Below are 23389 nucleotides of genomic sequence, written 5' to 3'. Positions count from 1 at the left end.
TTCGGCGTGAGGGGCAAGGCCATAACGATGATCGGCATCGCCGCCGTTTTCGGCGCGATCTCGATCTTTGCCGCGGATTTCTGGGTCAAGAGCCAGGCCAAGGCCGATGCCGAAGAGAAGACGGCGTCGATCGCGGCTCCGGTAGCGCCCAGGATCGAATTCAAGACCATCGTGGTGGCGAAAGCGCCGCTGCGCTACGGCCAGGAACTCGACCGCGCCAAGCTGATCGAGATCCCCTGGCCGCAGGATTCGCTGCCGCAAGGTGCCTTTGCCACCATCGACGGATTGCTCGGCGAGGGCAATCGCATCGTGCTGTCGCCGATCGAGGTCAACGAGCCGCTGCTGCTGACCAAGCTGTCGGGACCGAACGGTCGCGCCACGCTCTCCAACATGCTGACGCCCGGAATGCGGGCGGTGACCATCCGCACCGACGAGATCGCCGGTGTCGGCGGCTTCGTCACGCCGGGCGACCGCGTCGATGTGGTGCTGACGCGCGATGCCGGCGAAATCCAGGAAGTCGCCAAGAACGCGCAAGGCGCGGCCGGTTCGACCGTCACCTCCGAGATCGTCGTTGCCGACGCCAAGGTGCTGAGTGTCGGCCAGGGTGCCGACGAGCGCCAGACGACGCCGCAGATCACGAATTCCGTGACCATCGAAGTGACGACCGAAGGCGCGCAGAAAGTGGCGCTTGCCCGCACCGTCGGCACGCTGTCGCTGTCGCTGCGCTCCGCCAGCGAAGGCGGCGACGGCAAGAACGGCGTCACCACCATCTCGTCCTTTGGCGGATCGGTGGCGGCCAAGGCTCAGGCCGCGGCCGGCTCGCTGTTCGACGCAGTGACCAAGGAGCCGGAGAAGCCGAAATTCAAGACGGTCATCGTGACGCGCGGCACGAAGGCCGAGGAATATCAGGTTCCTGAGCGGGACCAGAAGTAAAAGCCGGTGGGGACCGGACGGGACAGGGCAATGTTGATGCGTACCCTATATCGAATGATGGACCGATCGCGCTTTGCGCGCGCCTTGGCGATGGCTGCTGCGCTGGTTGCCGGCGGGATGCTCGCCTTGCCCGGCCTGGCCAAGGCGGACAATGACATCGTCTATGTCTCGGCGACCAAGAATGCGTCGATCAAGGTCGCCAAGGGCAAGCCCAAGACGATCGTGACGAGTGCCGCCTTCTACCAGATCGTCATCGGCGATCCTGAGATCGCCAACGTCAATCCGCTGACCGACAAATCCTTCTATGTGCTCGGCAACAATCTCGGCACAACCGGCATTGCGCTGTTCGACGAGAAGAAGCAACTCGTCGGCACCGTCGACATCGAAGTGACGCTCGACACGGATCAACTGGCCAGCACCATCCGCGCCAGCGTGCCGGACGCCAAGATCAAGGTCGGCTCGGCCAATGGCCGTGTCGTGCTATCGGGCGAGGCGGATGATGCGGTCGCCGCCGAAAAGGCGAACAAGATCGCAACGCGCTTTTCCGGCACCGAGGAAGTGATCAACTCGGTCAACATCTCGTCGTCGCAGCAGGTTCAGCTCAACGTACGCTTCGTCGAGATCAACCGCCAGGCGGGGCAGGATCTGGGTGCCAAATACGCTGCCAATTTCGCCTACGGTTTCGGCGGGCGCGATGTTTCGCTCGACCCAGGAACCGTGCCGACGGCCGGAACCGGTGAAATCATCGGCCGGCTGCTATCGAACGGCGTGTCGATCGACATCGCCATCAAGGCCTTGGAAGAGCGCGGCCTCGCCCGCCGGCTGGCCGAACCGAACCTGATCGCCCGCTCGGGCGAGACGGCGAGCTTCCTGGCCGGCGGCGAATTCCCGATCCCGGTCTCTGAAGACAACGGCAAGATCTCCGTCAGCTACAAGAAATACGGCGTCAGCTTGGACTTCACGCCGACCGTCCTCAAGGATGGGCTGGTCAGCCTCGACATCGCGCCGGAAGTCTCCTCGATCGATGCGTCGTCCTCCTACAACATCGGCACCATCTCGGTGCCGGGATTCATCGTGCGCCGCGCCAGGACCTCGGTCGATCTCAAGAACGGCCAGAGCTTCATGATCGCCGGACTGCTGCAGTCGCAAAACGACATCACCACGTCGCGCATTCCCGGCCTCGGAAAGATGCCGGTGCTCGGGGCGCTGTTCTCGTCGAAATCCTATCAGCGGCGCGAGACCGATCTGGTCATCATCGTCACGCCCTACCTGGTCAAGCCGGTCGATCCGTCGAAGAAAATGGTCGAGCCGACCGACGGCACGCGGCCGGCCAGCAATGTCGACTATTTCCTCAACAACACCGAGGAGGTGAAGGCGTCGGACACTGGCCGGGCGCTGGCACTGGCCGATGGCAGCGCCGCACGGACCGCTCCCGCCACCACGGTCGGGCACTTCCTCGACCTGCCGAAGGACTGAAGCCATGCGTGTGGCCTTGAAATCGAGTGTCGCCTTGCTTCTTGCCGGCTTGGCCGGCGGCTGCACCAGCGACGATTACATACGCACCGAAGGGGTGACGCCGGGCTCCGGCGACGCCCAGGCCGCCAACACCGTCATGCAGATGGTCGATCCCTGGAAGTACGGCGTCCAGAACACAAGGCTTCTCGTGCCTGCCAAGCGCGGCGACGCCGTGCCGGTCACGCCGGATCAGGCCGCCGCTACGAAGGCTTCGCAACAGACCACGGGCAACTGACCCCAAAGGGCGATCGCGCTCACAGGCTGACAAAAATGGCAAACGGCATCAAGACCAAGAAGATCCTGCTCGTATCGACGGACAGGACCTTCGTGCAGGACACGCGGACCGCATTCGCCGCCTCCGAGATCATCCAGCTCTCGACAGTGGAAAAGAATGTCACCGAACTGCGCGGCGAGATCCAAGAAGCGGACTTCGGCGCCATCATCGTCGACATGGACGCGGCGAGACTGGAGGAGGTCGAGTCGCTGCAGCGCGTCATGCGCCGGCTGGAGGGCAAGGCGCCGGTGGTCGTGGTCACCCAGGAGTTCAACGCCGCCGCCGTCCGCATCCTGGTGCAGCTCAAGGTCGCGGACTTCCTGGTCAAGCCGATCACCACGGCCGATCTGGTGCGCTCGGTGGTGCGGGCCCTGCAAGGGCCGGGGCGTGAGGAAAACACCGAGTCGCAGATCTACACCTTCATGCCGGCCGCCGGCGGCGTCGGCACCACGACGCTGGCGCTGCAGACTGCGTTCCAGCTGCATCACTCGGTGACGCGCGGCGCCTCGACCTGCGTGGTCGACCTCAATTTCCAGCAGGGCGCCTGTGCCGAATATCTCGACCTCGAGCCGCGTTTCGACATCACCGAGATCGAAAACCAGCCCGAACGCCTCGACCGGCAATTGCTCGACGTGATGCTGTCCAAGCATGCCAGCGGGCTTTGCGTTTTGGCCGCACCGACGCATCCGGCGGAGATGCGCTCGTTCAAGACCGACGTCGTGGTGCGCATGCTGGACCTCGTCTCGGCCTATTTCGACAATGTCGTCATCGACATGCCGCGCACGTGGTTTCCCTGGACGGAGACCGTGCTGCTTGGATCCAACAAGCTCTATATCGTCGCCGAAATGACGGTGCCGTGCCTGCGCCACACGCAAAGGCTGATCCAGGCGGTCTATGAGACCGCCGGCAAGGAAGTGAAGCCGAATGTCATCGTCAACCGTTTCGAGCAGAAGATGTTCGACAACGGCATCAAGCAGGCGGATGTCCAGGAGATCCTTGGCGAGCATTTCGTCGGCGGCATCGCCAACAATTACCGGCTGGTGCGCGAGGCGGTCGACCGCGGCGTGCCGCTGCACGAGATCGATCCCAATGCCAATGTCGTCAACGATCTGAAGAAGATCATCCTGCCGGAGGAGGCGGTCGCGACCGGAGCCAAATCGAAGTCGCTGTTCGGTCTCGGCAAGGGCTTCTTGAAGAGGAAGGCCGGATGACCAGCCGTTTTTCCACCCTGCAGAACCGCGATGCGCGTCCGCAGCGCCCGGCGGAGTCGACGCCGGTCGCGCATCATGCGGTCGTCATCCCGACCAGCCGGAAGGCTTTGCCGGCAAAGCCGGATGTCGCGCCGGCAAAGAACGCCAACAAGGTGCTCGATGCACGCGTGCGCATTCATCGCATGCTGCTCGAGGAAATCAACCTGGTGGCGCTGGAGCGCTTGCCCAAGGAGGAGATGCGCCGTCAGGTGCATGATTTCGTTTCGGAAAAAACCCGCCAGGAGCGGATGGCGATCAACACCGCCGAACTCGAAGCGCTGGTCGACGATATCGTCGACGAGATGGTCGGCCTTGGTCCGCTCGAGCCCTTGCTCAAGGATCCCGACATCAATGACATCCTGATCAACGGCCACCAGAACTGCTTCATCGAAAAGAAGGGCAAGTTGCAGCAGGTCCATATCCCGTTCAAGGATGAGGCGCATCTGCTTAGAATTATTAACAAAATCGTCGCTGCGGTTGGCCGCCGCGTCGACGAATCGCAGCCGATGGTCGATGCCCGCATGCTGGACGGCTCGCGCTTCAACGCGGCCATCCGCCCGGTCGGCGTCGACGGGCCGCTGGTGTCGATCCGCAAATTCTCCAAGAACAAGCTCGGCCTGCACAAGCTCGTCGAATTCGGCGCCATCACCCAGAACATGGCCGAGGTGCTGGCGGCGGCCGTCCACGCCCGCAAGACGACGATCATTTCGGGCGGCACCGGCACCGGTAAGACGACGATGCTCAACGCGCTGTCGGCCTTCATTCCCGAAGACGAGCGGTTGATCACCATCGAGGATGCGGCCGAACTTCAGCTCCAGCAGCCGCATGTCGCGCGCATGGAGACGCGCCCCGCCAACATCGAGGGCCATGGTGAACTCAAGCAGCGCGATCTCGTCAAGAACGCGCTGCGCATGCGCCCCGACCGCGTCATCCTCGGCGAGTGCCGTGGCGAGGAGGCCTTCGACATGCTGCAGGCGATGAACACCGGCCATGAAGGGTCGATGGCGACGATCCACGCCAACACGCCGCGCGATGCCATTTCGCGCCTCGAGCAGATGCTGGGCATGACCGGCATGCCGATGACGGTGCAGTCGATCCGCAGCCAGATCGCCAGCGCCATCGACATCATCGTGCAGCTGACCCGGCTTTCCGACGGCAAGCGCAAGGTGACGAGCGTCGCCGAAGTGACCGGCATGGAAGGCGACGTCATCCAGATGCAGGAGATTTTCCGCTTCGTACGCACCGGCATGGATGCCGATGGCGGCATCCTCGGCTATTTCGAGGCGACCGGCATCCGGCCGCGCTTCCTTGAGGATCTGCGCGCCATGGGCATCGAGTTTCCCGGACGGTACTTCGAACCCGGCCGGCCGCAGGAGTAGCCAGGTGTTCGACGGGTTGAGCGCAATCTATGTCGTCTATGCCGGGGCTGCACTTACCGGCATCATGATCGCCGAGGCCTGCTATCTCCTCTATGCCGGACGCAGCGACAAACGCACCGCCATCAACCGGCGCATGAAGCTGCAGGAAAGCAAGATCAGCCAGGAGCAGGTGCTGATCCAACTGCGCAAGGAGCGCGGCCTCGACGCCGGCACCTCGCTGTTCTCGCCGGACCGGTTCCGCGCGCTGCGCACGCAGTCGGGCATGATCATGCCGCTGTCGAAATTCCTGATGATCACCTCGGGCGTGGCGATGGCCGCGGCCCTGGTCGCCATCTGGCATGGCTTGCCGCTGCTGATGGGGCTTCTCCTGTTCGTCGTGCTGATGCCGCTGGTGCCGGTGATGGTGATGCGCTCCAAGCGCAAGCGTCGGCTCAAGCGCTTTGGCATGCAGCTGCCCGAGGCACTGGAGCTGATCACGCGCGGCCTCAAGGCCGGTCACCCCGTGCCGGTGGCCATCGCCATGGTGTCGCGCGAAATGCCCGATCCGATCGGTACCGAGTTCGGCGTCATCGCCGATGAGGTGACCTATGGTTCCGACCTGGTCTCGGCGTTGAATTCGCTGTTCGACAGGGTCGGCCATGAGGATCTGCCGCTGTTCATCACCGCCGTGTCCATCCAGTCCAGTTCGGGCGGCAACCTGCGCGAAATTCTTGACGGCCTGGCGCTGACGATCCGCGAGCGCGGCAAGCTTCGCCGCAAGGTGCGCGCCATCTCGACCGAAGGCCGCATGTCGGCCTACATCCTGACGGCGATACCGGCGCTGCTGTTTGCCGCGATCATGGCGCTGATGCCGGGCTTCTACCGTGATGTCTGGGACGAGCCGAAAACCTGGTACCTGATCGGCGGATCGGTGACCTGGCTGATGCTGGGCAATCTGATGATGTTCAAGATGTCGAATTTCAGGTTCTGACATGCAGGGCTTCATCGAATTCCTCGCCTCGCTCGCACCGACCTCCCTGATGCCGGTGGCGATCCTGCTTCTGGCCTTGGGCAGTGTCGCCGTCGCCTGGCCGATGGTGGCGGCGAAGGGCGACCGCAACGACGTCAAGCGCCGGCTCAAGGTCGACCATGGCGCCGTAGCCGCGAAGCCCGAGCCGCTGCAGAAGAAGAACGCCAATGTCGTGCGCGAAAAGGCGGTGAAGCGGGCGCAGGAATTCTACGCCAAGAGCGATCCGGAAAATGTCGCCCGGTTGCGCATGAAGCTGATCCAGGCCGGCTACATGGAGCCGCGCGCCGTCGGCACGTTCTTCATCATACGGTTCTCGGCGCTGGTCGGCGGCGCGATCGGCGCCTTTGTCCTCAACCAGTGGCTGGCCAGCGCCGAAGCGACGATGACCAGCCGCTGGGCTTTCGTCATCCTGTCGGGCGTGGCAGGCTATTTCCTGCCCGGCCTGGTGCTGACCCAGCAGGTGCGGGAGAAGATGCGCGAGTACCGCAACGGCTTTCCCGACTTCATGGATCTGATGATCGTCTGTTCGGATGCCGGCATGAGCATGGAAGCCGGTATCGAGCGCGTCTCGAAGGAACTCGCCAAGACCTATCCGGCGCTCAGCCAGAATTTGCAGCTTGTGTCGCTGGAACTAAGGGCAGGGCGCAGCCTCGACGATGCGCTGAAGGCGCTCGCCGACCGCCTCAGCCTGGACGAGGTTCGCTCCTTCGCCACGCTGCTGCAGCAGTCGAAGGAACTCGGCACCAGCCTGTCGGGCGCGCTGCGCGTCTTCTCCGACGAAATGCGCCACAAGCGCATGTCGCTGGCCGAGGAAAAGGCACATGCCTTGCCGGCCAAGATGTCGATACCGGTGACGGTGTGCATCCTGCCCGTTGTACTGATGATCGCTGTCATCCCGATCATCGTCAAGATGACGGGCAGCCACTAGGCGACATCGATGTTCAGCGGCCAGCCTGGCACATGGCGGCTTGCGGGGCTTAATGCCAAGCTGGCCGACAGCCCGAACTCGGCCCTTCAACATGAGGATCCCATGCGAATACTGTTATGTGCCGCCGCTCTCGCCGCCAGCCTGTGGCCCGCCCTGGCCGCCGCCGACGATTGCGGCGATGCCGCCGCACTGTTGCGGCAGGCTTATCCCAAGCTTCAAAAGAGCGCCGACGGCCGCTCTTTCACGCTCGAACCGCATACCAGCATCCCGCTCGCGGTTCCTCAGGACGGTATTCCGGGCCTGGTCTGCAAGGTCTGGCCCGCCCATGACGATCTTCTGCTGGCCGCGGTGCCGCTGATCGACAGCGCCCAATCCGTCGACGGCCAGCATGTTGGCGACATCGAGCTTCTGGTCGTCGACAGGAAGACCCTGCAGGTACGCCAGCGACTGCTCCAGCCCAGGCTGATGAACGACGATGCCGTCGCCATCCGGGGCATCGAATTCGATACCGCCCGCTATGGGCTGGCGCCCGGTGTCACGGCCTTCGGCCTGCGCATCGACATGGCCAATCATTCACAGCCCAATCCCTTCAACGAAACCGACCTGCGGCTCTACGCCATCGCCGGCAACGCGCTACGTGCGGTGCTCGACGGGCTTGCCGTAGCCGGCTATGGCGGCGAAGGCGACGCCAGTTGCGCGGGGTCCTTTCATTCCAGCCAGGTCAGCCTGGCGATGAGCCCGACGATCCATCGCGGCTATCATGACATCATCGCGGTCGAGCGGCAGGATACCGACGAGCCGTTGCCCGACAAGGATGGCGAGTGCCAGTCCCACCCCGGCAAGTCGGTGAGCCGGACCCACCGGCTGCGCTATGACGGCAGCCGCTATCCAGTTCCGGCGGCGCTCAAGGCCATCGATCCGCCGTGAGAGAACCTCCTGCGTCCGCCTGAGGCGTTGGGGCCCAGTGGTTAATGGCTGGTATTGCGGAACCCAAATCTTAGCTGCATTTCTGCACCGAAGCTTAATCGATTTGCTCTAAAGTCTTTACCTGAAGAACGACCCGGCAAATCGGGCGACGGGGCAGGGCATGCGTCAGACACAATTTGCGGCGGTGGCCACGATGGCGGCCGTCCTTGTTATCACCGGGTGTACGACGAACAACAACGTCGACACGACCAAGACGACCGCGATCCAGCCGGCGGCGAAGGATGTCGACACATCCGACCTGGCGCAGGGCAAGGCGCAGTTTCGCGACGCCAATTATGGTCTCGCCGAACAGCATTTCCGCAAGGCCGTCGAGCTGAAGGCCGACAATGCGGAGGCCTGGATGGGGCTGGCCGCCTCCTATGACGAGCTCGGCCGCTTCGACTTCGCCGACCGCGCATATGGCCAACTCCTGAAGGTCGCAGGCCGCAAACCGCAGATCGTCAACAATATGGGCTATTCGCAAATGCTGCGCGGCAACAAGAAGAAGGCCAGGGCGCTGCTGCTCGAGGCGAAGGCCGGCTTGGCCGACCCGACGGTCGTCAACGCCAATCTCGCTTTGCTGAACAAGGGCTGATGCGCGTTCGATCCTCGCGCCGGCCAAGGGTCCGATTTCCGGCCAGGCACTGTCGACGCTTTGTAAACCCTAACCGCAGCTTGGGTCGAAAGACCGGCTGAAAACCATGTTCGAGGGCTGCCGCTGACCTAGAATGCGGCGTAACCGCCGACGCTGGAGAGGCTCCCGCCCGATATGCTGGATTTCAGTTCGCTCCTGCTCGCGGCCGCGCTGTCGGGCACATGCCTGGCCGTCACCATGTTTGCCATCTGGCTCACCGCGCCGCGGGCGCGTTTCGTGTTTACGGTGGCGTGCGGCATCATCGTGCTTGTCGCGCATGTGATCCTGTTCTGGCGCTACACCAAGGAACCCGATCCTCTGCTTTGCCAGATAGCGCTGGCGCTGCTCAGCCTGGGCTTCCTGATCATCTGCCTTTCGGCCATGCAGTATCTCGGCATGCCGGACCACAGGCGTGCGATCGTGCCGACACTTGCCGCCATGGCGGTCTGCGCGGCCTTCACCTTTCTCGGTCTTGACGGTGTCGGCTTCATTGTCACCTACACGACGGTGACCGTGCTGCTGGCGACGATCGGAGCCATGTTCTGGGTCAATGGCAGCCACGATCGCCGGATCCTGCTGGTGGTTTCCTTCCTGAGCGGCACCTGCGCGGTGTCGTTTGCCCTTTGCGGTGTGGTTCTGATGGCCAAGGGGCAATGGGCGCTCGGGGCGGCGCCCGACAACTGGGCCGAACGTCTGAATTCCGTCGTGGCGGTGGCTTGCATGACGGGCCTGGGTGCCTTGACGCTCTCGCTGCACCATCTGCAGGCGCAGATCGAGCTGAAGGCCGAGACGATGACCGATCCATTGACCGGGCTGATGAACCGTCGCGGGTTGATGTCCCTCCACGGCGAGCGGCCGTTCGGTCCGTTCATGGCGGTCGTCATGTTCGACCTCGATCATTTCAAGAGGACGAACGACATCTATGGTCACCCGGTCGGGGACCAGGTGCTATGCCGCTTCGCCACCGTCATCCGGAAATATGCCAGGACCGGCGTCGACGCCTTTCGCCTGGGCGGCGAGGAGTTCGCCATCGTCATGTCGCGGATGACGGAAGAGCGGGCCCATGATCTCGCCAGCAGGATCGGCGTGGCCTTCGGCACCGAAATCGTCCCTACCGCGCTCGGTCCGTTGCGCAGCACGGTCAGCGGCGGCATCGGCTTTGGCGGCGCCGACGGCAGCAGCCTCGACGAGGTGCTGGCCGAGGCGGACGCCGCGCTCTACGCGGCCAAGCGCGCCGGCCGAAACTGCGTCATCAGCCGCAAAAGAATGGGCAAGGCCGAACCGGTCAAGCCGGCCTTGCGCTCTGCGTAGGACTGCTACTCAGCCGCTCCCAGATAATCCGACAGCGGCGGGCAGGAGCAGACCAGATTGCGGTCGCCGGCGACATTGTCGATGCGCGACACCGGCGGCCAGTACTTGGCCGCCGTATCGGCGTCGCCGGCTGGATAGGCTGCTTCCAGGCGCGAGTAGGGGTGGGTCCACTGGCCGGCCAGCGTCTCGGCGGCGGTGTGCGGCGCGTTGACCAGCGGGTTGTCGGCCAACGGCCAGTCGCCCCTGGCGATTTTCGCGGCTTCGCCGGCAATGGCGATCATCGCCTCGCAGAAGCGGTCGAGTTCGCGCTTCGGCTCCGATTCCGTCGGCTCGACCATCAGCGTGCCGGCGACCGGAAACGACATGGTCGGGGCGTGAAAGCCGTAGTCGATCAGGCGTTTGGCAATGTCGTCGACGCTGATGCCTGCGCTCTCCTTGAGTACGCGGGTGTCGAGGATGCATTCATGCGCGATGCGATCGTGCCGGCCCTTGTAGAGCAGCGGGAAATGCGGCGCGAGCCGTGTCGCCACATAGTTGGCCGAGATGATGGCGGTCTCCGTCGCCTGCTTCAGTCCGGCGGCGCCCATCATGCGGATATACATCCAGGTGATCGGCAGGATGGAAGCGCTGCCGAAGGGTGCCGCCGACACGGCATGCGCCGAGCCTTCGGTGACATGGCCCGGCAGATAGGGTTTCAGATGCGCCTTGACGCCGATCGGGCCGACGCCGGGGCCGCCGCCGCCATGCGGGATGCAGAAGGTCTTGTGCAGGTTCATATGGCAGACATCGGCGCCGATATCGGCGGGCCGGGCGAGCGCGACCAGCGCGTTGAGGTTGGCGCCGTCGAAATAGACCTGGCCGCCATGCTCGTGGATGAGGGCGCAGAGATGGCGGGCGCCTTCTTCATAGACGCCATGCGTCGAGGGATAGGTGAACATCAGCGCGGCGAGATTTTTGGAATGCTCGTTGGCCTTGGCCCGCATATCGTCCATGTCGATATTGCCGTCTTCCAGGCAGCGCACGACGACGACGCTCATGCCGGCCATCGCCGCGCTCGCCGGATTGGTGCCATGCGCGGAGGAGGGGATCAGGCAGATCGTGCGATGGCCTTCGCCGCGCGAGCGGTGATAGGCGCGGATGGCGAGCAGACCGGCATATTCGCCCTGGCTGCCGGCATTGGGCTGCAGGCTGACCGCGTCGAAGCCGGTGATTTCGGATAGCCAGCCTTCCAGCTCGCCGATCATGGCGCGATAGCCGGCCGAATGGCTGGCCGGTGCGAAGGGATGCAGATTGGCGATGCCTGGCCAGCTCACCGGCATCATTTCGGCCGCCGCGTTGAGCTTCATGGTGCAGGATCCGAGCGGGATCATGGAGCGGTCGAGCGCCAGATCCTTGTCGGCCAACCGGCGCAGCAGGCGCATCATGTCGGTCTCCGACTTGTTCTCGTTGAAGACCGGCTGGGTCAGAAACTCCTTTCCACGCGGCTTGCCGGGAACGGTGCTGTCGGCAGAAGGGGCAGCCTTGGCGCCGAACAGGGAAGCGATCGCATCGAGATCGGCATCTGTCGAAGTCTCGTCGAAGGCGATGCCGACATGGTCGGCGTCGAGGACGCGCAGCAGCCGGCCGGTCGTCTCGACGGCTTCGGCGATTTGCGCGGCCTTGCCTTTCGCCTCAACCGTCACCGTGTCGAAGCGGCTGGCGCCGAGCACCGAAACGCCCGCCGCCTTGAGGCCGCTCGCCAGGCGGTTGGCCAGAGCGTGGATGCGTCCGGCGATCGCCTGCAGCCCGGCGGGGCCGTGCCAGATGGCATAGGCCGTCGCCATGTTGGCGAGCAGCGCCTGCGCGGTGCAGATGTTGGAGGTCGCCTTGTCGCGGCGGATATGCTGTTCGCGCGTCTGCAGGGCCAGGCGGTATCCGGGCCGGCCCTTGCTGTCGGTCGACTGGCCGACGAGGCGGCCGGGCATCAGGCGCGTCAGTTTATCGGAGACGGCGCAGTAAGCGGCGTGCGGGCCGCCGAAGCCCATCGGCACGCCAAAGCGCTGCATCGGGCCGACGGCGATGTCGGCACCGAGCTTCGCCGGCGCTTCGGTGAGTGTCAGGCCAAGCGGATCGGCGATGAAGACGACCAGCGCGCCAGCGGCGCGGGCCTTGTCGATCGCCGCCTTATGGTCGCCATAGACGCCAAGGGTGTCGGGCCAGGAGACGAGCAAGGCAGCGGTGTTGTCGTCGATCGTCTCGCCGTCGATCTCGATGCCGAGCGGTTCGGCGCGGGTGCGCACCACATCCAGCGTCTGCGGATGCGGCGTGCCGGCGAACGCCACCTTGGTGCGCTTGTCGCGGTGGTGGCGCAGCGCAATGCCGACCGCTTCGGCGACAGCGGTTGCTTCATCGAGCAGCGAGGCGGATGCCACCGGCAGTCCGGTCAGTTCGGTGACCAGTGTCTGGAAATTGAACAGCATTTCGAGCCGGCCCTGGCTGATCTCGGCCTGATAGGGCGTGTAGGCCGTGTACCAGGCCGGATTCTCGAACAGATTGCGCTGGATGACCGGCGGCACGTGGACGCCGTGATAGCCGGCGCCGATGAAGCTTTTCAGCACCGTGTTCTTCGCCATGATGGCCGACAATTCGGCCAGCGCTTCGGCCTCGCTGGCCGGCGCGGGCAAGGTCAGCGGCAGATCGAGGCGAATCGACTGCGGTACGGCCTGGCTGATCAGCGTCTCGACGGAGGGAACGCCGATAACGGCAAGCATGGCCCTGACATCGTTGACGCCAGGACCGATATGGCGGGCCGAGAAGGGGGTAAGTGCTGCGGTCTTCATCTCTGTGTCCTGATTTCAAGCGATATGGGCTTTGTAGGCGGCCTCATCCATGAGGCCGGCGAGCTGACTTTCGTCGGCAAGCTTCATCTTCCACAGCCAGCCGGCGCCGGTTGCCGCCGAGTTGACCAGCGACGGGTCGGAAGACAGCGTGCCGTTGGCCTCGGTGATCTCTCCGTCGACCGGTGCGTAGACGTCGGAGGCCGCCTTGACGGATTCGACCACGACGGCGGTGTCGCCCTTGGTCAGCTTCTTGCCCGTTTCCGGCAGTTCTACGAATACGAGGTCGCCGAGCTGCTCCTGCGCGTAGTCGGTGATGCCGACGGTGGCGATACCGCCGTCGACGCGGAGCCATTCGTGATCCGATGTGAAATAGGTCGTTGCCATAAAATTCATCCTTTGCGGTAGCGATGAGGGGTGAAGGGCAGGGAACTGATATCGACGGGGATCTTCGTGCCGCGTACCTCGGCGAACACGCGCGTGCCGGGCTTTGCCAGCGCCGTGGCGACATAGCCTATGGCGACCGGATGGCCGGACGAGGGGCCGAAGCCGCCCGATGTGACATGGCCGGCGGGATTGCCATCGGCGTCGAACAGAGCGGCACCGGCGCGCACCGGCTGGCGGCCTTCCGGCTTCAGCCCGACGCGCTTTTGTGCCGAGCCGCGTTCGACGGCGGCACGCAAGGCGTCGGCGCCGATAAAGGCGCCGGAAGCGCGGATATCCCTGGGGATCGCCCACATCAGCGCCGCCGCGGCCGGGTCGGTCTCGGGCGTGATGTCCTGGCCATGCAGGCAAAGCCCGGCCTCAAGCCGCAGGCTGTCGCGGGCGGCAAGGCCGATCCACAGCACGCGCTCATCGCCAAGCAGTTTGGCTACGAGATCCCGCGCGTCGGCCTCCGGCAGCCCGATCTCGAAACCGTCCTCGCCGGTATAGCCAGACCGGCTCATGAACCAGTCTTTCCGCGGCTCGACCCCGTGCATGAACAGCAGCGAACCGGTCTCGATGCCGGCGCGCGACAGCACTGCCCAGGCCTCGGGTCCCTGGATGGCCAGGAAGACGCGGTCGAGCGGCTCGACCTTCACATCGAAATTCGTGGCGAGCTCACGCAGATGCTTTTCGTCGGCGACGGCGTTGCCGGCATTGGCGACCACCATGAATCTGGTATCGCCGAGCCGGGTGACGATCAGGTCGTCAAGGATGCCGCCGGCCTCATTGAGGAAGAAGGACAGTTTCGACTGCGAGATTTCGAGCGCGCCGGCATCCAGGGGGCAAGCGCGGTTGAGTAGTGCAACCGCTTGTGGCCCGCTGACCTCGAACAGTTTCATGTGCGAGATATCGAAGAGACCGGCATGCTCGCGGGTGTGCAGGTGCTCCTTCATGACGCCGGCCGGATAGGTCAGCGGCATCGACCAGCCGGCAAAGGCGCCGAAGCGCGCACCGGCGGCTGTGTGGATATCTTCGAGGGGAAGGTGTTTTGAGTCGTCGCCCGTCATGTCGTCTCCAGAGTCGCACGCAATCGGCCGCGAATGGCGACCAGTCCGTGCCCCTCTGTCTGAAGCCTGAGAGACTCGCGCAACCGGAACTCTGTCAGCGGCGCTTACACCTTCGGCGCGGGGGCAAGCCCCGACTTTCCAGAGTGTCTTTCCCGTCTACGGTTCTTTTGCCTGAGAGATTTCGGGCGATTTCCCCTTCGGCGGCAGCTCTCGCTGCTCTCTCCCGCAAACAGGTAGGACTCAGAATCCCGAGCCCTCGACGCGCCATCCATAGCCCGTCGGCGACACCTTGTCACCTCCCAGCGACATGTTACCGACAAGTCTTCGCTAACCACGCCGTTTGCCGGTTTTTCAAGACACTCCTGATATAGCAGGCCGATGTAACGCTTTGGGGCGGACGGGGACGACAATGGGCGAATTGATCATGAGCGCGCCGGTGGCGGGGCTGACCTCGAAGAATCGCATTGCCCCGGAGGATGTGGTGATGCTGCGCCGCGACGTGTTCGCCGATGGCGTGGTGACCCGTGGCGAGGCCGAGGCGCTGTTTGCTCTCGACCAGACGGCCCAGGACAAATGCGCGGAATGGGCACCGTTCTTCGTCGAGGCGGTGACCGACTACATCGTTCATCAGGAAAAGCCGTCCGGCTATATCTCGCAGGACAATGCCGACTGGCTGGTCCGCACCATCTCGCGCGACGGCATGGTCGACAGCCGCACCGAACTCGAATTGCTGGTCCATGTGCTGGAAAAGGCGAGATCCACGCCGAGCAGGCTTTGCGTCTATGCGCTGGAGCAGGTCGCCCATGCCGTCATCGACGGCAAGGGGCCGCTGATGCTGGGCGGCGCGCTGGTGCCCGGACTGATCGCCAAGGCGGAAGTCGAATTGCTGCGCCGCATCCTGCATGCCCATGGCGGCGACGGCAACATCGCCATCACCCGCGGCGAGGCCGAGCTGCTGTTCAGGATCAACGAGCAGACCGCCCAGGCCAAGAACGATCCTTCGTGGAACGACCTTTTCGTCAAGGCGATCGCCAATTTCGTCATGTGTTCGGCCGGCTATGAGGCGCCGACCCGCGATGTGGCGCTGCGGCAGGAAAGCTTCCTCGAACGCGCCGATCCTGAAATCGGCGGCTTCTTCAGCCGCATGGTGTCCGGCGGCCTCGCCGGCATCATCGAGGCCTATCGGTCCCCCGATGACATCGAGGCCGAGTGGGAGGCCAAGAACAGGGCGGCCGAGGCCCTGGCCCGCCGCGCCGAGACGATCGATGCCGGCGAAGCCAAATGGCTGATCGAGCACATCGGCGTGGACAGGCCCCTGTACGAAAACGAGCGCGCGCTGCTGACCTTGATCAAGCATGCCTCGCCGGAGATCCATCCGGCGCTGAGGCCGCTGCTTGAGAAGGTTGCCTAAAGTGCACCGTCCGCTGCTGTCGTTTTACAAAGGATGATGTTGGAGTGGCCTTCGGGCCATTGCGCCAGTTCGGCGATGCGCCGGAAGCCAGCCTTCTCGTAGAGGCCCGGCGCCTGGAAGTCGTGGCTGGAGACCCAAATTCTCCTGACTCCTCGAACGGTTGCCTCAGCCACAAAAGCGCTGAGCAACTGCGTTGCATAGCCGCGACCGCGATAGGCCTCGTCAATCCACATCAATGTCAGCTCGGACGTGTTCGCCCAAGAGTAGCCGGCGGCAACGCCGATGGCATGTCCTGCACCGTCACGAATAACGAAAGCCAGTGTCCGGTCATCGGCGCAGCCCGTCGCGCGCCGGTTGTCCTCGTGAAGGCGTTCCTCAAGCAAGCTCAACTCGATCGGCGACAGATCGTGCTCGGCCTGTATGCGGATGGTCATCAAATCCCGCCATACCAATCGTAGCCATTGTCTTCCCAATAGCCGCCGCGGCCGCCGCCGACATTGGCAAAGCCGTCGACCAGCTCGATTTTGTAGAGGTATTTCGGCATCTTGTAGCCGAGCTGGCGCTCGACGCGGACGCGCAGCGGCGCGCCGTTCTCGACCGGGAGCGGTTTGCCATTCAGGCCATAGGCGAGGATCGTCTGCGGATGGCGGGCGTCGATCAGGTCGATTGTGCCGTAATATTTGATGTCGCCGGACAGGCTGCGGTCGATCGTGTCGAGGCAATGGAACATGACGTAGCGCGCCTGCGGCTTGACCACCGCCTGGTCGAGCACCAGCGACAACGGCGTGCCGGTCCATTTGGCGATGCAACTCCAGCCCTCGACGCAGTCGTGGCGGGTGATCTGGGTGCGGCTCGGCATGTTCTGGAGTTGCTCGCGGCTGAGCGACAGCGGCTTCTCGACTAGACCCGACACCTCCAATCGCCAGTCGGCGAAGTTGTTGGCGAGCAGACCCTTGTAGGTGTCATCGTCGGGGGCGGTAACGCCGTTCGGCCGCTGCGCCTGGCGGATATCGGCCTCGGTGAATTCCGGTGCCAGCGCGTCACGGCCGGCAAGCAGGCGTTGCGCGCGATACGTCAGGCCATTGGCGTTTTCGAGGAAACTGCGCAGGCCGCCGCCAATGCTCAACTGGCCGTCGAAGGCGTCGCAGCCCGACAGCATGATGCCGGAGCCGCCAAGGCTGGCGGCGGTCAGGAATTTCCGGCGGCTGATCTCAAACTTGGCCATGTCAGGCACTCCTCTCGGTCGTCTCGTCGTCATGCGCGGGAGGGTCGGTGCGGTACCAGCCGGTGATGATCGAGCGCAGTTCGTTGATCGGGCCGGCGGCCAGGATCATCAGAATGTGGATGATGAAGAAACCGACCAGCAGCAGCATGACGGTGAAATGGATGGTGCGCGCCGTCTGCCGGCCGCCGAGCACCTCGTTGAGGAAGGGCAGCACCGAATTCATGCTGGGCGACATGGCAAGGCCGGTGATGATCATCAGCGGCAACAGCACGAACAGCACGCCGCCATAAGCCATCTTCTGCAGCGTGTTGTATTCGCGCGTGTGATGGAATTTCAGCTTGGCGTGGTCGACTATGTCCCGCGGCAGGCGCTTGAGGTCGTCGAGGCGCGGGGCGAGGTCGCGCCTGATATGGCCGTTGACCAGGCTGGCGACCAGCCAGACGATCAAGGTGGTCGTCAGGATCCAGGCGAAGAAGAAATGCACGACGCGGGCGGTGCCGAGGTCATAATAGGATGGAATGGTCGCCCAGGACGGGAAGCCGCGCGCCGTCTCGTTGCCCGGCGGACCCGACCAGCCGAGCACGCCTGTCGTGTCGAAGCGATGCCCGAAGATTGCGGTGTAGCCGCGCGGCCCGGCGCTCGTGTTTTCGGCACCGATTTCGAAGATGGTGTTGTTGTAGCCGAAGCCGGATTGCTTGCCGATATAGAGCTGCGGCCGGGCGTTGAAGATCTGCAGGCCGGAAAGCAGCATGAAGAACAGCGAAATGGCCCAGATCCAGTGCGTCAGCCGCGTCCAGCGCGACTGCCGGTAGATCAGCGTGCTGTCACTCGACACGGGAGCGTCCGGTCCGGTGGCGGATTGGCTTCTGGCAACGGATTCCATCTTGTCTCGTCTCCCGGCCTCGCGGCGTGGCCTGCGCGTTCATTGTCCTCCTGATACGTCGCGATCCAAACCGATGTTTCACCCGATCACGGATTTATTACGGAGCACCCAGGCTGACGGCGAGATTGACGGCCGCGGCGACGATGACGGTGTTGAAGAAAAACGACAGGATCGAGTGAACAAGCACGACACAGCGCATATGCGTGGTCGATATGTTGGTGTCGGCGGTTTGCGCGGTCATGCCGATGACCGCCGAGAAATAGAGGAAATCCCAGCCTTCCGGCCGTTTGTCGCCTGGGAACAGCAATCCGCCGACCGGGATTTTCTTATTGGTTTCGGCCTCCACCGCATCGCCGTCCATCCAGTAGACATGCGCATAATGAAGTGCGGCCATGGCATGGATGGTGAACCAGCCAAGCGGGATCGACAGCAGCGCGAAACCAAGCTCGACGGAATTGCCTCTGTTCTTCTGATTGATAAGCAGGAACAACGAGACAACGGCGACGACAACGACGACGAGCGTCACTGCGAAGATGACCAGCACCGGCTGGTCGGTGGCGCGCGCATTCTTGCTCAGATATTTGCCGGTGAATTTGGGCATCTGGCTGACGACAAGAATGACGTAGGCGGCGAAAAAGGCATTGGCGCCGATCGAGTAGGCGAGCGGGGCGTGCAGCAGCAACGCCACAAGGAGCGCGAGCGCGCCGAAACACGCCGACATTGCGAACAGCATATGGCGCTGCATGGGTCCCTGGATCGGGGTTTCGGTGGCCATGACGTCTCCACCCTCGCGCTCGGTTTCTAGCCGGGTGTGGCGGATTTCAGCGCGCGCCGCAAGATGCGGTCGAGTTCGCCGAGGAACCGCGAGCGGTCCTGTGGCGCGAAGGAGGCGTTGTAACCCTTGCTCTCGCCGGTCTCGCGCAGATGCTGCTTGAGGTCGCGCATGGCCACCGCCATGCCGATGGTTTCGGGCGTAAACGGCCGCCCGGTAGGCCCGAGCACATGGGCGCCTAGCGCCACCGCGCGGGCGGCAAGCGGAATGTCTGCCGTCACCACGACATCGTTGGATCTGGCGTTCTCGACGATCCAGTCGTCGGCGGCGTCCGCGCCCTTGGAGACCACGACATTGCGGATCATCGGATCGCGAGAGGGCCGCAAGCCGCCATTGGAGACGTAGGTGACGACGACGCCGAGGCGCTCGGCGACTTTCTCGACCTCGGCCTTGACCGGGCAGGCATCGGCGTCGACGTAGATGGCGGGTGCGGACATTGTTTCTCCGAGACGGACAGGGGCCGGAAGCGTGTCCGGCCCCTGCCTGAAATCTTGCAGCGTTCAGGCCGGCAAGGCGCCAGACTTCTTTGCCGTCCAGGTGGCGATATAGTCCATCAGGCCGGGGTTGAGACAGTCATATGGTTCGAGCCCGATTGTCCTTAGCTGCGCGCGAATACCATCCATCCGCTTTGGATCGACGCCGGATTCGATGATCGACGAGACGAAGGCGGTGAAACCCGGCGGCGACCAGCCGTCCTCGACGAAGCGCTCGGGGTGGATGAAGGTCAGGCCCTTGAACGGATGGTCGCGCTCGACCGGGCCGTGCATGTGGACGCCGCAGCCGGTGCAGGCGTGGCGCTGGATCAGCGCCGAGGGGTCGACCACTTTCAGCTTGTCGCCGTTCTCGCTGACGGTGACGTCGCCCGTGCCGGCGACGGCAACCACCGAGAATATAGCGCCTTCCGGCTTCCAGCATTTGGTGCAGCCGCAGGCGTGGTTGTGGGCGATCTGGCCCTTGACCTTCACCTTGACCGGCTTGCTGGTACAAGCGCAGACCAGCGTGCCGCCGGCAAAACTCGCGCTCTCCTTGGGCAGGCCATTGTCGATTTTCGGATGCAGTTTCTCCGCCATTCTTTTCTCCTCCCAGTTGTGAACCACAGAGGTCGCAGGCCGGTCGGTCGGCGGCGTGTGGCTTGCTTCAGTAAACGACGACGCTGCGGATCGACTTGCCCTCATGCATGAGGTCGAACCCCTTGTTGATGTCTTCCAGCTTCAGCAAATGGGTGATCATAGGATCGATCTGTATCTTGCCGTCCATGTACCAGTCGACGATGCGCGGCACGTCGGTGCGGCCGCGCGCGCCGCCGAAGGCGGTGCCCATCCAGGTGCGGCCGGTAACCAACTGGAACGGCCGCGTCGAGATTTCCTGGCCGGCGCCGGCGACGCCGATGATGACCGACTTGCCCCAGCCGCGATGCGAGGCTTCCAGCGCCTGGCGCATCACCTTGGTGTTGCCGGTGCAGTCGAACGTGTAGTCGGCGCCGCCGATCTGGTCGGCGCCGCGCTTGGTCATGTTGACGAGGTGCGGGACGATGTCGCCGTCGATCTCCTTCGGATTGACGAAATGCGTCATGCCGAACCGCTCGCCCCATTCCTTCTTGTCGTTGTTGAGGTCGACGCCGATGATCATGTCGGCGCCGGCAAGCGTCAGGCCCTGGATGACGTTGAGGCCAATGCCGCCGAGGCCGAAGACCACGGCGGTGGCGCCTTGCTCGACCTTGGCGGTGTTGATGACCGCACCGATGCCGGTGGTCACCCCGCAGCCGATGTAGCAGATCTTGTCGAAAGGGGCGTCGGGATTGACCTTGGCCAGCGCGATCTCGGGCAGCACGGTGAAATTCGAGAAGGTCGAGCAGCCCATATAGTGGAAAATCGTGTCCTTGCCGATCGAAAAGCGCGACGAGCCGTCGGGCATCAGGCCCTGGCCCTGCGTGGCGCGGATGGCAGTGCATAGATTGGTCTTTCTCGACAGGCAGGACGGGCACTGCCGGCATTCGGGCGTATAGAGCGGGATGACATGGTCGCCCTTCTTGACCGAGGTGACGCCCTTGCCGACATCGACCACCACGCCAGCGCCCTCATGGCCGAGAATGGCCGGGAACAGGCCTTCGGGATCGGCGCCCGACAAAGTGAACTCGTCGGTGTGGCAGATGCCGGTCGCCTTGATCTCGACCAGCACCTCGCCTTCGCGCGGACCGTCGAGGTCGACCTCCATGATCTCCAGCGGCTTTCCGGCGGCGACGGCAACAGCGGCGCGGGTTTTCATAGGGCGTCCTCCAAATGCGAATTTTTTTCCAAGGTTTCAGGTTTTTTCGACACGATCAACTGGAAGCTGGCGCCGAGACTGGGCCACAGCGATGAATTGGAATCGCAAATCGATTGAAAGGCAGTGATTTGCATGGTCGGCTTGACCCCGCAAGCACAGGTCATAAAAGGAACGACCGACCGGAGGGGAACGACCTCAGCATGTTCACGAAAATCCTGATCGCCAACCGTGGCGAGATCGCCTGTCGCGTCATCAAGACGGCGCGCATGATGGGGATTGCCACGGTCGCGGTCTATTCCGATGCCGATCGCGATGCCGTGCATGTCGAGATGGCCGACGAGGCGGTGCATATCGGGCCTTCGCCCGCCGCGCAAAGTTATCTTGTCCCTGAAAAGATCATCGCCGCCTGCAAGGAAACCGGGGCTCAGGCCGTGCATCCCGGCTATGGCTTCCTGTCTGAACGGGCCGCCTTCTGCGAAGCGCTGGAGAAGGAAGGCATCGTCTTCATCGGCCCGAAGCCCAAGGCGATCAAGGCGATGGGCGACAAGATCGAATCGAAGAAATTCGCCAATGCCGCCAAGGTTTCGACGGTCCCGGGCTGGCTCGGCGTCATCGAGAATGCCGACCATGCCGAGAAGATCGCCGGCGAGATCGGTTATCCCGTGATGATCAAGGCCTCGGCCGGCGGCGGCGGCAAGGGCATGCGCATTGCCTGGAACCAGTCGGAAGTGCGCGACGGCTTCGACCGGGCGCGCTCGGAGGCCAAGAGCTCGTTCGGCGACGACCGCGTGTTCATCGAAAAATTCGTCGTCGATCCGCGCCATATCGAGATCCAGGTGCTGGCCGACGCGCATGGCAATGCGCTCTATCTCGGCGAGCGCGAATGCTCGATCCAGCGCCGCAACCAGAAGGTCGCGGAAGAGGCGCCGTCGCCATTCCTCGACGCCAAGACGCGCAAGGCCATGGGCGAGCAGTCGGTGGCGCTGGCCAGGGCCGTCGACTATCAGAGCGCCGGCACGGTCGAGTTCATCGTCGACAAGGACAAGAACTTCTATTTCCTTGAAATGAATACACGATTGCAAGTCGAGCACCCCGTGACGGAGCTCGTCACCGGCATCGATCTGGTCGAGCAGATGATCCGGGTCGCCGCCGGCGAGAAGCTCGCTTTGAAGCAAAGCGACATCAAGCTGAATGGCTGGGCGGTGGAAAGCCGGCTCTATGCAGAGGATCCCTATCGCAATTTCCTGCCGTCGATCGGCCGGCTGACGCGCTACCGGCCGCCGGAGGAAGGGCAATTCGGCGATGTCGTCATCCGCAACGACACCGGCGTCACCGAAGGCTCCGAGATTTCGATGTTCTATGACCCGATGCTCGCCAAATTGTGCACCTGGGCGCCGACGCGCATCGAAGCGATCGACGCCATGTCGGAAGCGCTCGACAGTTTTGTGGTGGACGGCATCGAGCACAACATTCCGTTCCTGGCGGCGCTGATGCAGCATCCGCGCTGGCGGGAAGGGGCGATATCGACCGGCTTCATAGCAGAGGAATATCCCGACGGTTTTGCGCCCATCGTGCCGAACAGCGAAGAAAAGGCGGTGCTGGCCTCCATCGTGACCGCGGTGGAACTGCTGCGACGCGACCGGCTCGACCGGCTGGGTGGGCGGCTGGCGCCGCATTCGGGCGTACTCAAGCGCGATTGGGTGGTGAAGCTCGGCGGCGAATATCTCCAGGCGTCCATCCTCGAAGGCATGATCTCCATTCCGATGGAGATCGACCTGTCGATCGACGGCGGCAAGGCGCTGACCGTTTCATCCGACTGGCGGCCGGGCGACCTGATCTGGCGCGGCACGGTCGGCAAGCGCTCCGTTGTCGCCCAGATCCGGCCTGTCGCCAACGGTCTTCGCATCGCCTGGAAAGGCATGTCGGTGACCGCGCGCGCCATGCTGCCGCGCATCGCCGAGCTGGAACGGCTGATGCCGGAGAAGGTGGCGCCGGACACGTCGAAACTGCTGCTCTGCCCTATGCCCGGCCTCGTCGTGTCGATCGCTGTCACCGAGGGCCAGGAGGTCAAGGCCGGCGAGACCTTGGCCGTAGTCGAGGCGATGAAGATGGAAAACGTGCTGCGCGCCGAGCGCGATCTCATCGTGTCGAAACTCAACGCCAAGCCCGGCGACAGTCTCGCTGTGGACGCAGTGATCATGGAGTTCGCCTGAACAAGCGGCAAGCCTGTGATTGGCGGTCGTTTGTGCTGGACTGGTATCGCCC

General features: G+C 63.7%; 22 protein-coding genes and 1 riboswitch. Of the genes, 12 read left to right on the top strand and 10 right to left on the bottom strand.

Annotation, left to right across the window (positions count from 1 at the left end; translation table 11 throughout):
• Window positions 1-6: 6 nt before the first annotated feature.
• From cpaB to CK227_RS28245, 10 genes are all read left to right on the top strand, one after another.
• Entirely contained in the window at window positions 7-933 is a 927-nt protein-coding gene (gene cpaB, locus CK227_RS28290) for a Flp pilus assembly protein CpaB (protein ID WP_245318117.1), read from the top strand.
• Between the two features lie 90 nt (window positions 934-1023).
• Window positions 1024-2409, top strand: a complete 1386-nt coding sequence (locus CK227_RS28285) for a type II and III secretion system protein family protein (RefSeq protein WP_245318128.1) — start codon at window positions 1024-1026, stop codon at window positions 2407-2409.
• A 4-nt stretch (window positions 2410-2413) separates the two neighbouring features.
• Window positions 2414-2683: a hypothetical protein gene (locus CK227_RS28280; RefSeq protein WP_095772793.1), complete on the top strand. Its 270-nt coding sequence runs from the start codon at window positions 2414-2416 to the stop codon at window positions 2681-2683.
• 35 nt (window positions 2684-2718) lie between these two features.
• Window positions 2719-3933: a response regulator/pilus assembly protein gene (locus CK227_RS28275; RefSeq protein ID WP_095772792.1), complete on the top strand. Its 1215-nt coding sequence runs from the start codon at window positions 2719-2721 to the stop codon at window positions 3931-3933.
• Window positions 3930-5351 (top strand): CpaF family protein, encoded by a 1422-nt coding sequence (locus CK227_RS28270; RefSeq protein ID WP_095772791.1) that lies wholly within the window; start codon window positions 3930-3932, stop codon window positions 5349-5351. Before CK227_RS28275 ends, CK227_RS28270 begins: the two co-directional genes overlap by 4 nt.
• Window positions 5352-5355: 4 nt before the next feature.
• Window positions 5356-6321 (top strand): type II secretion system F family protein, encoded by a 966-nt coding sequence (locus tag CK227_RS28265; protein WP_095772790.1) that lies wholly within the window; start codon window positions 5356-5358, stop codon window positions 6319-6321.
• A 1-nt stretch (window position 6322) separates the two neighbouring features.
• The gene (locus CK227_RS28260) at window positions 6323-7288 is read left to right on the top strand and encodes a type II secretion system F family protein (protein WP_095772789.1); all 966 of its coding nucleotides are present in this window, start codon (window positions 6323-6325) and stop codon (window positions 7286-7288) included.
• Window positions 7289-7390: 102 nt separating this feature from the next.
• Window positions 7391-8215 (top strand): hypothetical protein, encoded by an 825-nt coding sequence (locus CK227_RS28255; RefSeq protein WP_095773082.1) that lies wholly within the window; start codon window positions 7391-7393, stop codon window positions 8213-8215.
• A 160-nt stretch (window positions 8216-8375) separates the two neighbouring features.
• On the top strand, window positions 8376-8849 hold the full coding sequence (locus CK227_RS28250; protein WP_095772788.1) for a hypothetical protein: 474 nt from the start codon (window positions 8376-8378) through the stop codon (window positions 8847-8849).
• Window positions 8850-9023: 174 nt separating this feature from the next.
• On the top strand, window positions 9024-10199 hold the full coding sequence (locus tag CK227_RS28245) for a GGDEF domain-containing protein (RefSeq protein ID WP_095772787.1): 1176 nt from the start codon (window positions 9024-9026) through the stop codon (window positions 10197-10199).
• Between the two features lie 5 nt (window positions 10200-10204).
• Here the strand turns inward: CK227_RS28245 and gcvP are convergent, their stop codons facing one another.
• From gcvP to gcvT, 3 genes are read right to left on the bottom strand one after another with little or no spacing between them, the layout of a single operon-like run.
• Window positions 10205-13018: an aminomethyl-transferring glycine dehydrogenase gene (gene gcvP, locus CK227_RS28240; protein ID WP_095772786.1), complete on the bottom strand. Its 2814-nt coding sequence runs from the start codon at window positions 13016-13018 to the stop codon at window positions 10205-10207.
• Window positions 13019-13033: 15 nt separating this feature from the next.
• Complete coding sequence (gene gcvH / locus CK227_RS28235; protein ID WP_095773081.1) at window positions 13034-13402, bottom strand: glycine cleavage system protein GcvH; 369 nt, start codon at window positions 13400-13402, stop codon at window positions 13034-13036.
• A 5-nt stretch (window positions 13403-13407) separates the two neighbouring features.
• Entirely contained in the window at window positions 13408-14508 is a 1101-nt protein-coding gene (gcvT, locus tag CK227_RS28230) for a glycine cleavage system aminomethyltransferase GcvT (RefSeq protein WP_095772785.1), read from the bottom strand.
• 149 nt (window positions 14509-14657) lie between these two features.
• Window positions 14658-14744: riboswitch (glycine riboswitch) on the bottom strand.
• 173 nt (window positions 14745-14917) lie between these two features.
• Here gcvT and CK227_RS28225 point away from each other — a divergent pair.
• Window positions 14918-15919, top strand: coding sequence for a hypothetical protein (locus CK227_RS28225; protein ID WP_095772784.1), 1002 nt, complete (start codon window positions 14918-14920; stop codon window positions 15917-15919).
• Here CK227_RS28225 and CK227_RS28220 read toward each other — a convergent pair.
• The 7 genes from CK227_RS28220 to CK227_RS28190 form a co-directional block, all read right to left on the bottom strand.
• The gene (locus CK227_RS28220) at window positions 15916-16353 is read right to left on the bottom strand and encodes a GNAT family N-acetyltransferase (protein WP_095772783.1); all 438 of its coding nucleotides are present in this window, start codon (window positions 16351-16353) and stop codon (window positions 15916-15918) included. The genes CK227_RS28225 and CK227_RS28220 overlap by 4 nt on opposite strands.
• Entirely contained in the window at window positions 16353-17144 is a 792-nt protein-coding gene (locus CK227_RS28215; RefSeq protein ID WP_095772782.1) for a molybdopterin-binding protein, read from the bottom strand. Before CK227_RS28215 ends, CK227_RS28220 begins: the two co-directional genes overlap by 1 nt.
• Window position 17145: 1 nt before the next feature.
• Window positions 17146-18027: a cytochrome b/b6 domain-containing protein gene (locus CK227_RS28210; protein ID WP_095772781.1), complete on the bottom strand. Its 882-nt coding sequence runs from the start codon at window positions 18025-18027 to the stop codon at window positions 17146-17148.
• 97 nt (window positions 18028-18124) lie between these two features.
• Window positions 18125-18802: a DUF1345 domain-containing protein gene (locus CK227_RS28205; protein WP_095772780.1), complete on the bottom strand. Its 678-nt coding sequence runs from the start codon at window positions 18800-18802 to the stop codon at window positions 18125-18127.
• Between the two features lie 26 nt (window positions 18803-18828).
• Entirely contained in the window at window positions 18829-19296 is a 468-nt protein-coding gene (locus CK227_RS28200) for a YaiI/YqxD family protein (protein WP_095772779.1), read from the bottom strand.
• A gap of 63 nt (window positions 19297-19359) precedes the next feature.
• Window positions 19360-19929: an S-(hydroxymethyl)glutathione synthase gene (gene gfa, locus CK227_RS28195; protein WP_095772778.1), complete on the bottom strand. Its 570-nt coding sequence runs from the start codon at window positions 19927-19929 to the stop codon at window positions 19360-19362.
• A gap of 67 nt (window positions 19930-19996) precedes the next feature.
• Window positions 19997-21124 (bottom strand): S-(hydroxymethyl)glutathione dehydrogenase/class III alcohol dehydrogenase, encoded by a 1128-nt coding sequence (locus CK227_RS28190; RefSeq protein ID WP_095772777.1) that lies wholly within the window; start codon window positions 21122-21124, stop codon window positions 19997-19999.
• Window positions 21125-21324: 200 nt separating this feature from the next.
• On the opposite strand from CK227_RS28190, the gene CK227_RS28185 reads away from it, so the two are divergent.
• Window positions 21325-23337 (top strand): acetyl/propionyl/methylcrotonyl-CoA carboxylase subunit alpha, encoded by a 2013-nt coding sequence (locus CK227_RS28185; protein ID WP_095772776.1) that lies wholly within the window; start codon window positions 21325-21327, stop codon window positions 23335-23337.
• Window positions 23338-23389 lie beyond the last annotated feature (52 nt).

Origin of the sequence: Mesorhizobium sp. WSM4308 (genome assembly GCF_002294905.1) — a bacterium.
Taxonomy (GTDB): Bacteria; Pseudomonadota; Alphaproteobacteria; order Rhizobiales; family Rhizobiaceae; genus Mesorhizobium.
Note: the sequence above shows the minus strand (reverse complement) of the source record. Positions and strands in the feature narration are given on the sequence as shown.

Excerpts from the sequence above, each read along its gene's own strand:
- gcvT (WP_095772785.1), bottom strand. The coding sequence starts at position 14,508 with ATGACGGGCGACGACTCAAAACACCTTCCCCTCGAAGATATCCACACA.
- CK227_RS28280 (WP_095772793.1), top strand. The coding sequence starts at position 2,414 with ATGCGTGTGGCCTTGAAATCGAGTGTCGCCTTGCTTCTTGCCGGCTTG.
- CK227_RS28190 (WP_095772777.1), bottom strand. The coding sequence starts at position 21,124 with ATGAAAACCCGCGCCGCTGTTGCCGTCGCCGCCGGAAAGCCGCTGGAG.
- CK227_RS28260 (WP_095772789.1), top strand. The coding sequence starts at position 6,323 with ATGCAGGGCTTCATCGAATTCCTCGCCTCGCTCGCACCGACCTCCCTG.
- CK227_RS28205 (WP_095772780.1), bottom strand. The coding sequence starts at position 18,802 with ATGGCCACCGAAACCCCGATCCAGGGACCCATGCAGCGCCATATGCTG.
- gfa (WP_095772778.1), bottom strand. The coding sequence starts at position 19,929 with ATGGCGGAGAAACTGCATCCGAAAATCGACAATGGCCTGCCCAAGGAG.
- CK227_RS28215 (WP_095772782.1), bottom strand. The coding sequence starts at position 17,144 with ATGGCCAAGTTTGAGATCAGCCGCCGGAAATTCCTGACCGCCGCCAGC.
- CK227_RS28250 (WP_095772788.1), top strand. The coding sequence starts at position 8,376 with ATGCGTCAGACACAATTTGCGGCGGTGGCCACGATGGCGGCCGTCCTT.
- CK227_RS28275 (WP_095772792.1), top strand. The coding sequence starts at position 2,719 with ATGGCAAACGGCATCAAGACCAAGAAGATCCTGCTCGTATCGACGGAC.
- CK227_RS28210 (WP_095772781.1), bottom strand. The coding sequence starts at position 18,027 with ATGGAATCCGTTGCCAGAAGCCAATCCGCCACCGGACCGGACGCTCCC.
- CK227_RS28220 (WP_095772783.1), bottom strand. The coding sequence starts at position 16,353 with ATGACCATCCGCATACAGGCCGAGCACGATCTGTCGCCGATCGAGTTG.
- CK227_RS28270 (WP_095772791.1), top strand. The coding sequence starts at position 3,930 with ATGACCAGCCGTTTTTCCACCCTGCAGAACCGCGATGCGCGTCCGCAG.
- CK227_RS28225 (WP_095772784.1), top strand. The coding sequence starts at position 14,918 with ATGGGCGAATTGATCATGAGCGCGCCGGTGGCGGGGCTGACCTCGAAG.
- CK227_RS28255 (WP_095773082.1), top strand. The coding sequence starts at position 7,391 with ATGCGAATACTGTTATGTGCCGCCGCTCTCGCCGCCAGCCTGTGGCCC.
- CK227_RS28200 (WP_095772779.1), bottom strand. The coding sequence starts at position 19,296 with ATGTCCGCACCCGCCATCTACGTCGACGCCGATGCCTGCCCGGTCAAG.
- CK227_RS28285 (WP_245318128.1), top strand. The coding sequence starts at position 1,024 with ATGGCTGCTGCGCTGGTTGCCGGCGGGATGCTCGCCTTGCCCGGCCTG.
- gcvP (WP_095772786.1), bottom strand. The coding sequence starts at position 13,018 with ATGAAGACCGCAGCACTTACCCCCTTCTCGGCCCGCCATATCGGTCCT.
- CK227_RS28245 (WP_095772787.1), top strand. The coding sequence starts at position 9,024 with ATGCTGGATTTCAGTTCGCTCCTGCTCGCGGCCGCGCTGTCGGGCACA.
- CK227_RS28185 (WP_095772776.1), top strand. The coding sequence starts at position 21,325 with ATGTTCACGAAAATCCTGATCGCCAACCGTGGCGAGATCGCCTGTCGC.
- gcvH (WP_095773081.1), bottom strand. The coding sequence starts at position 13,402 with ATGGCAACGACCTATTTCACATCGGATCACGAATGGCTCCGCGTCGAC.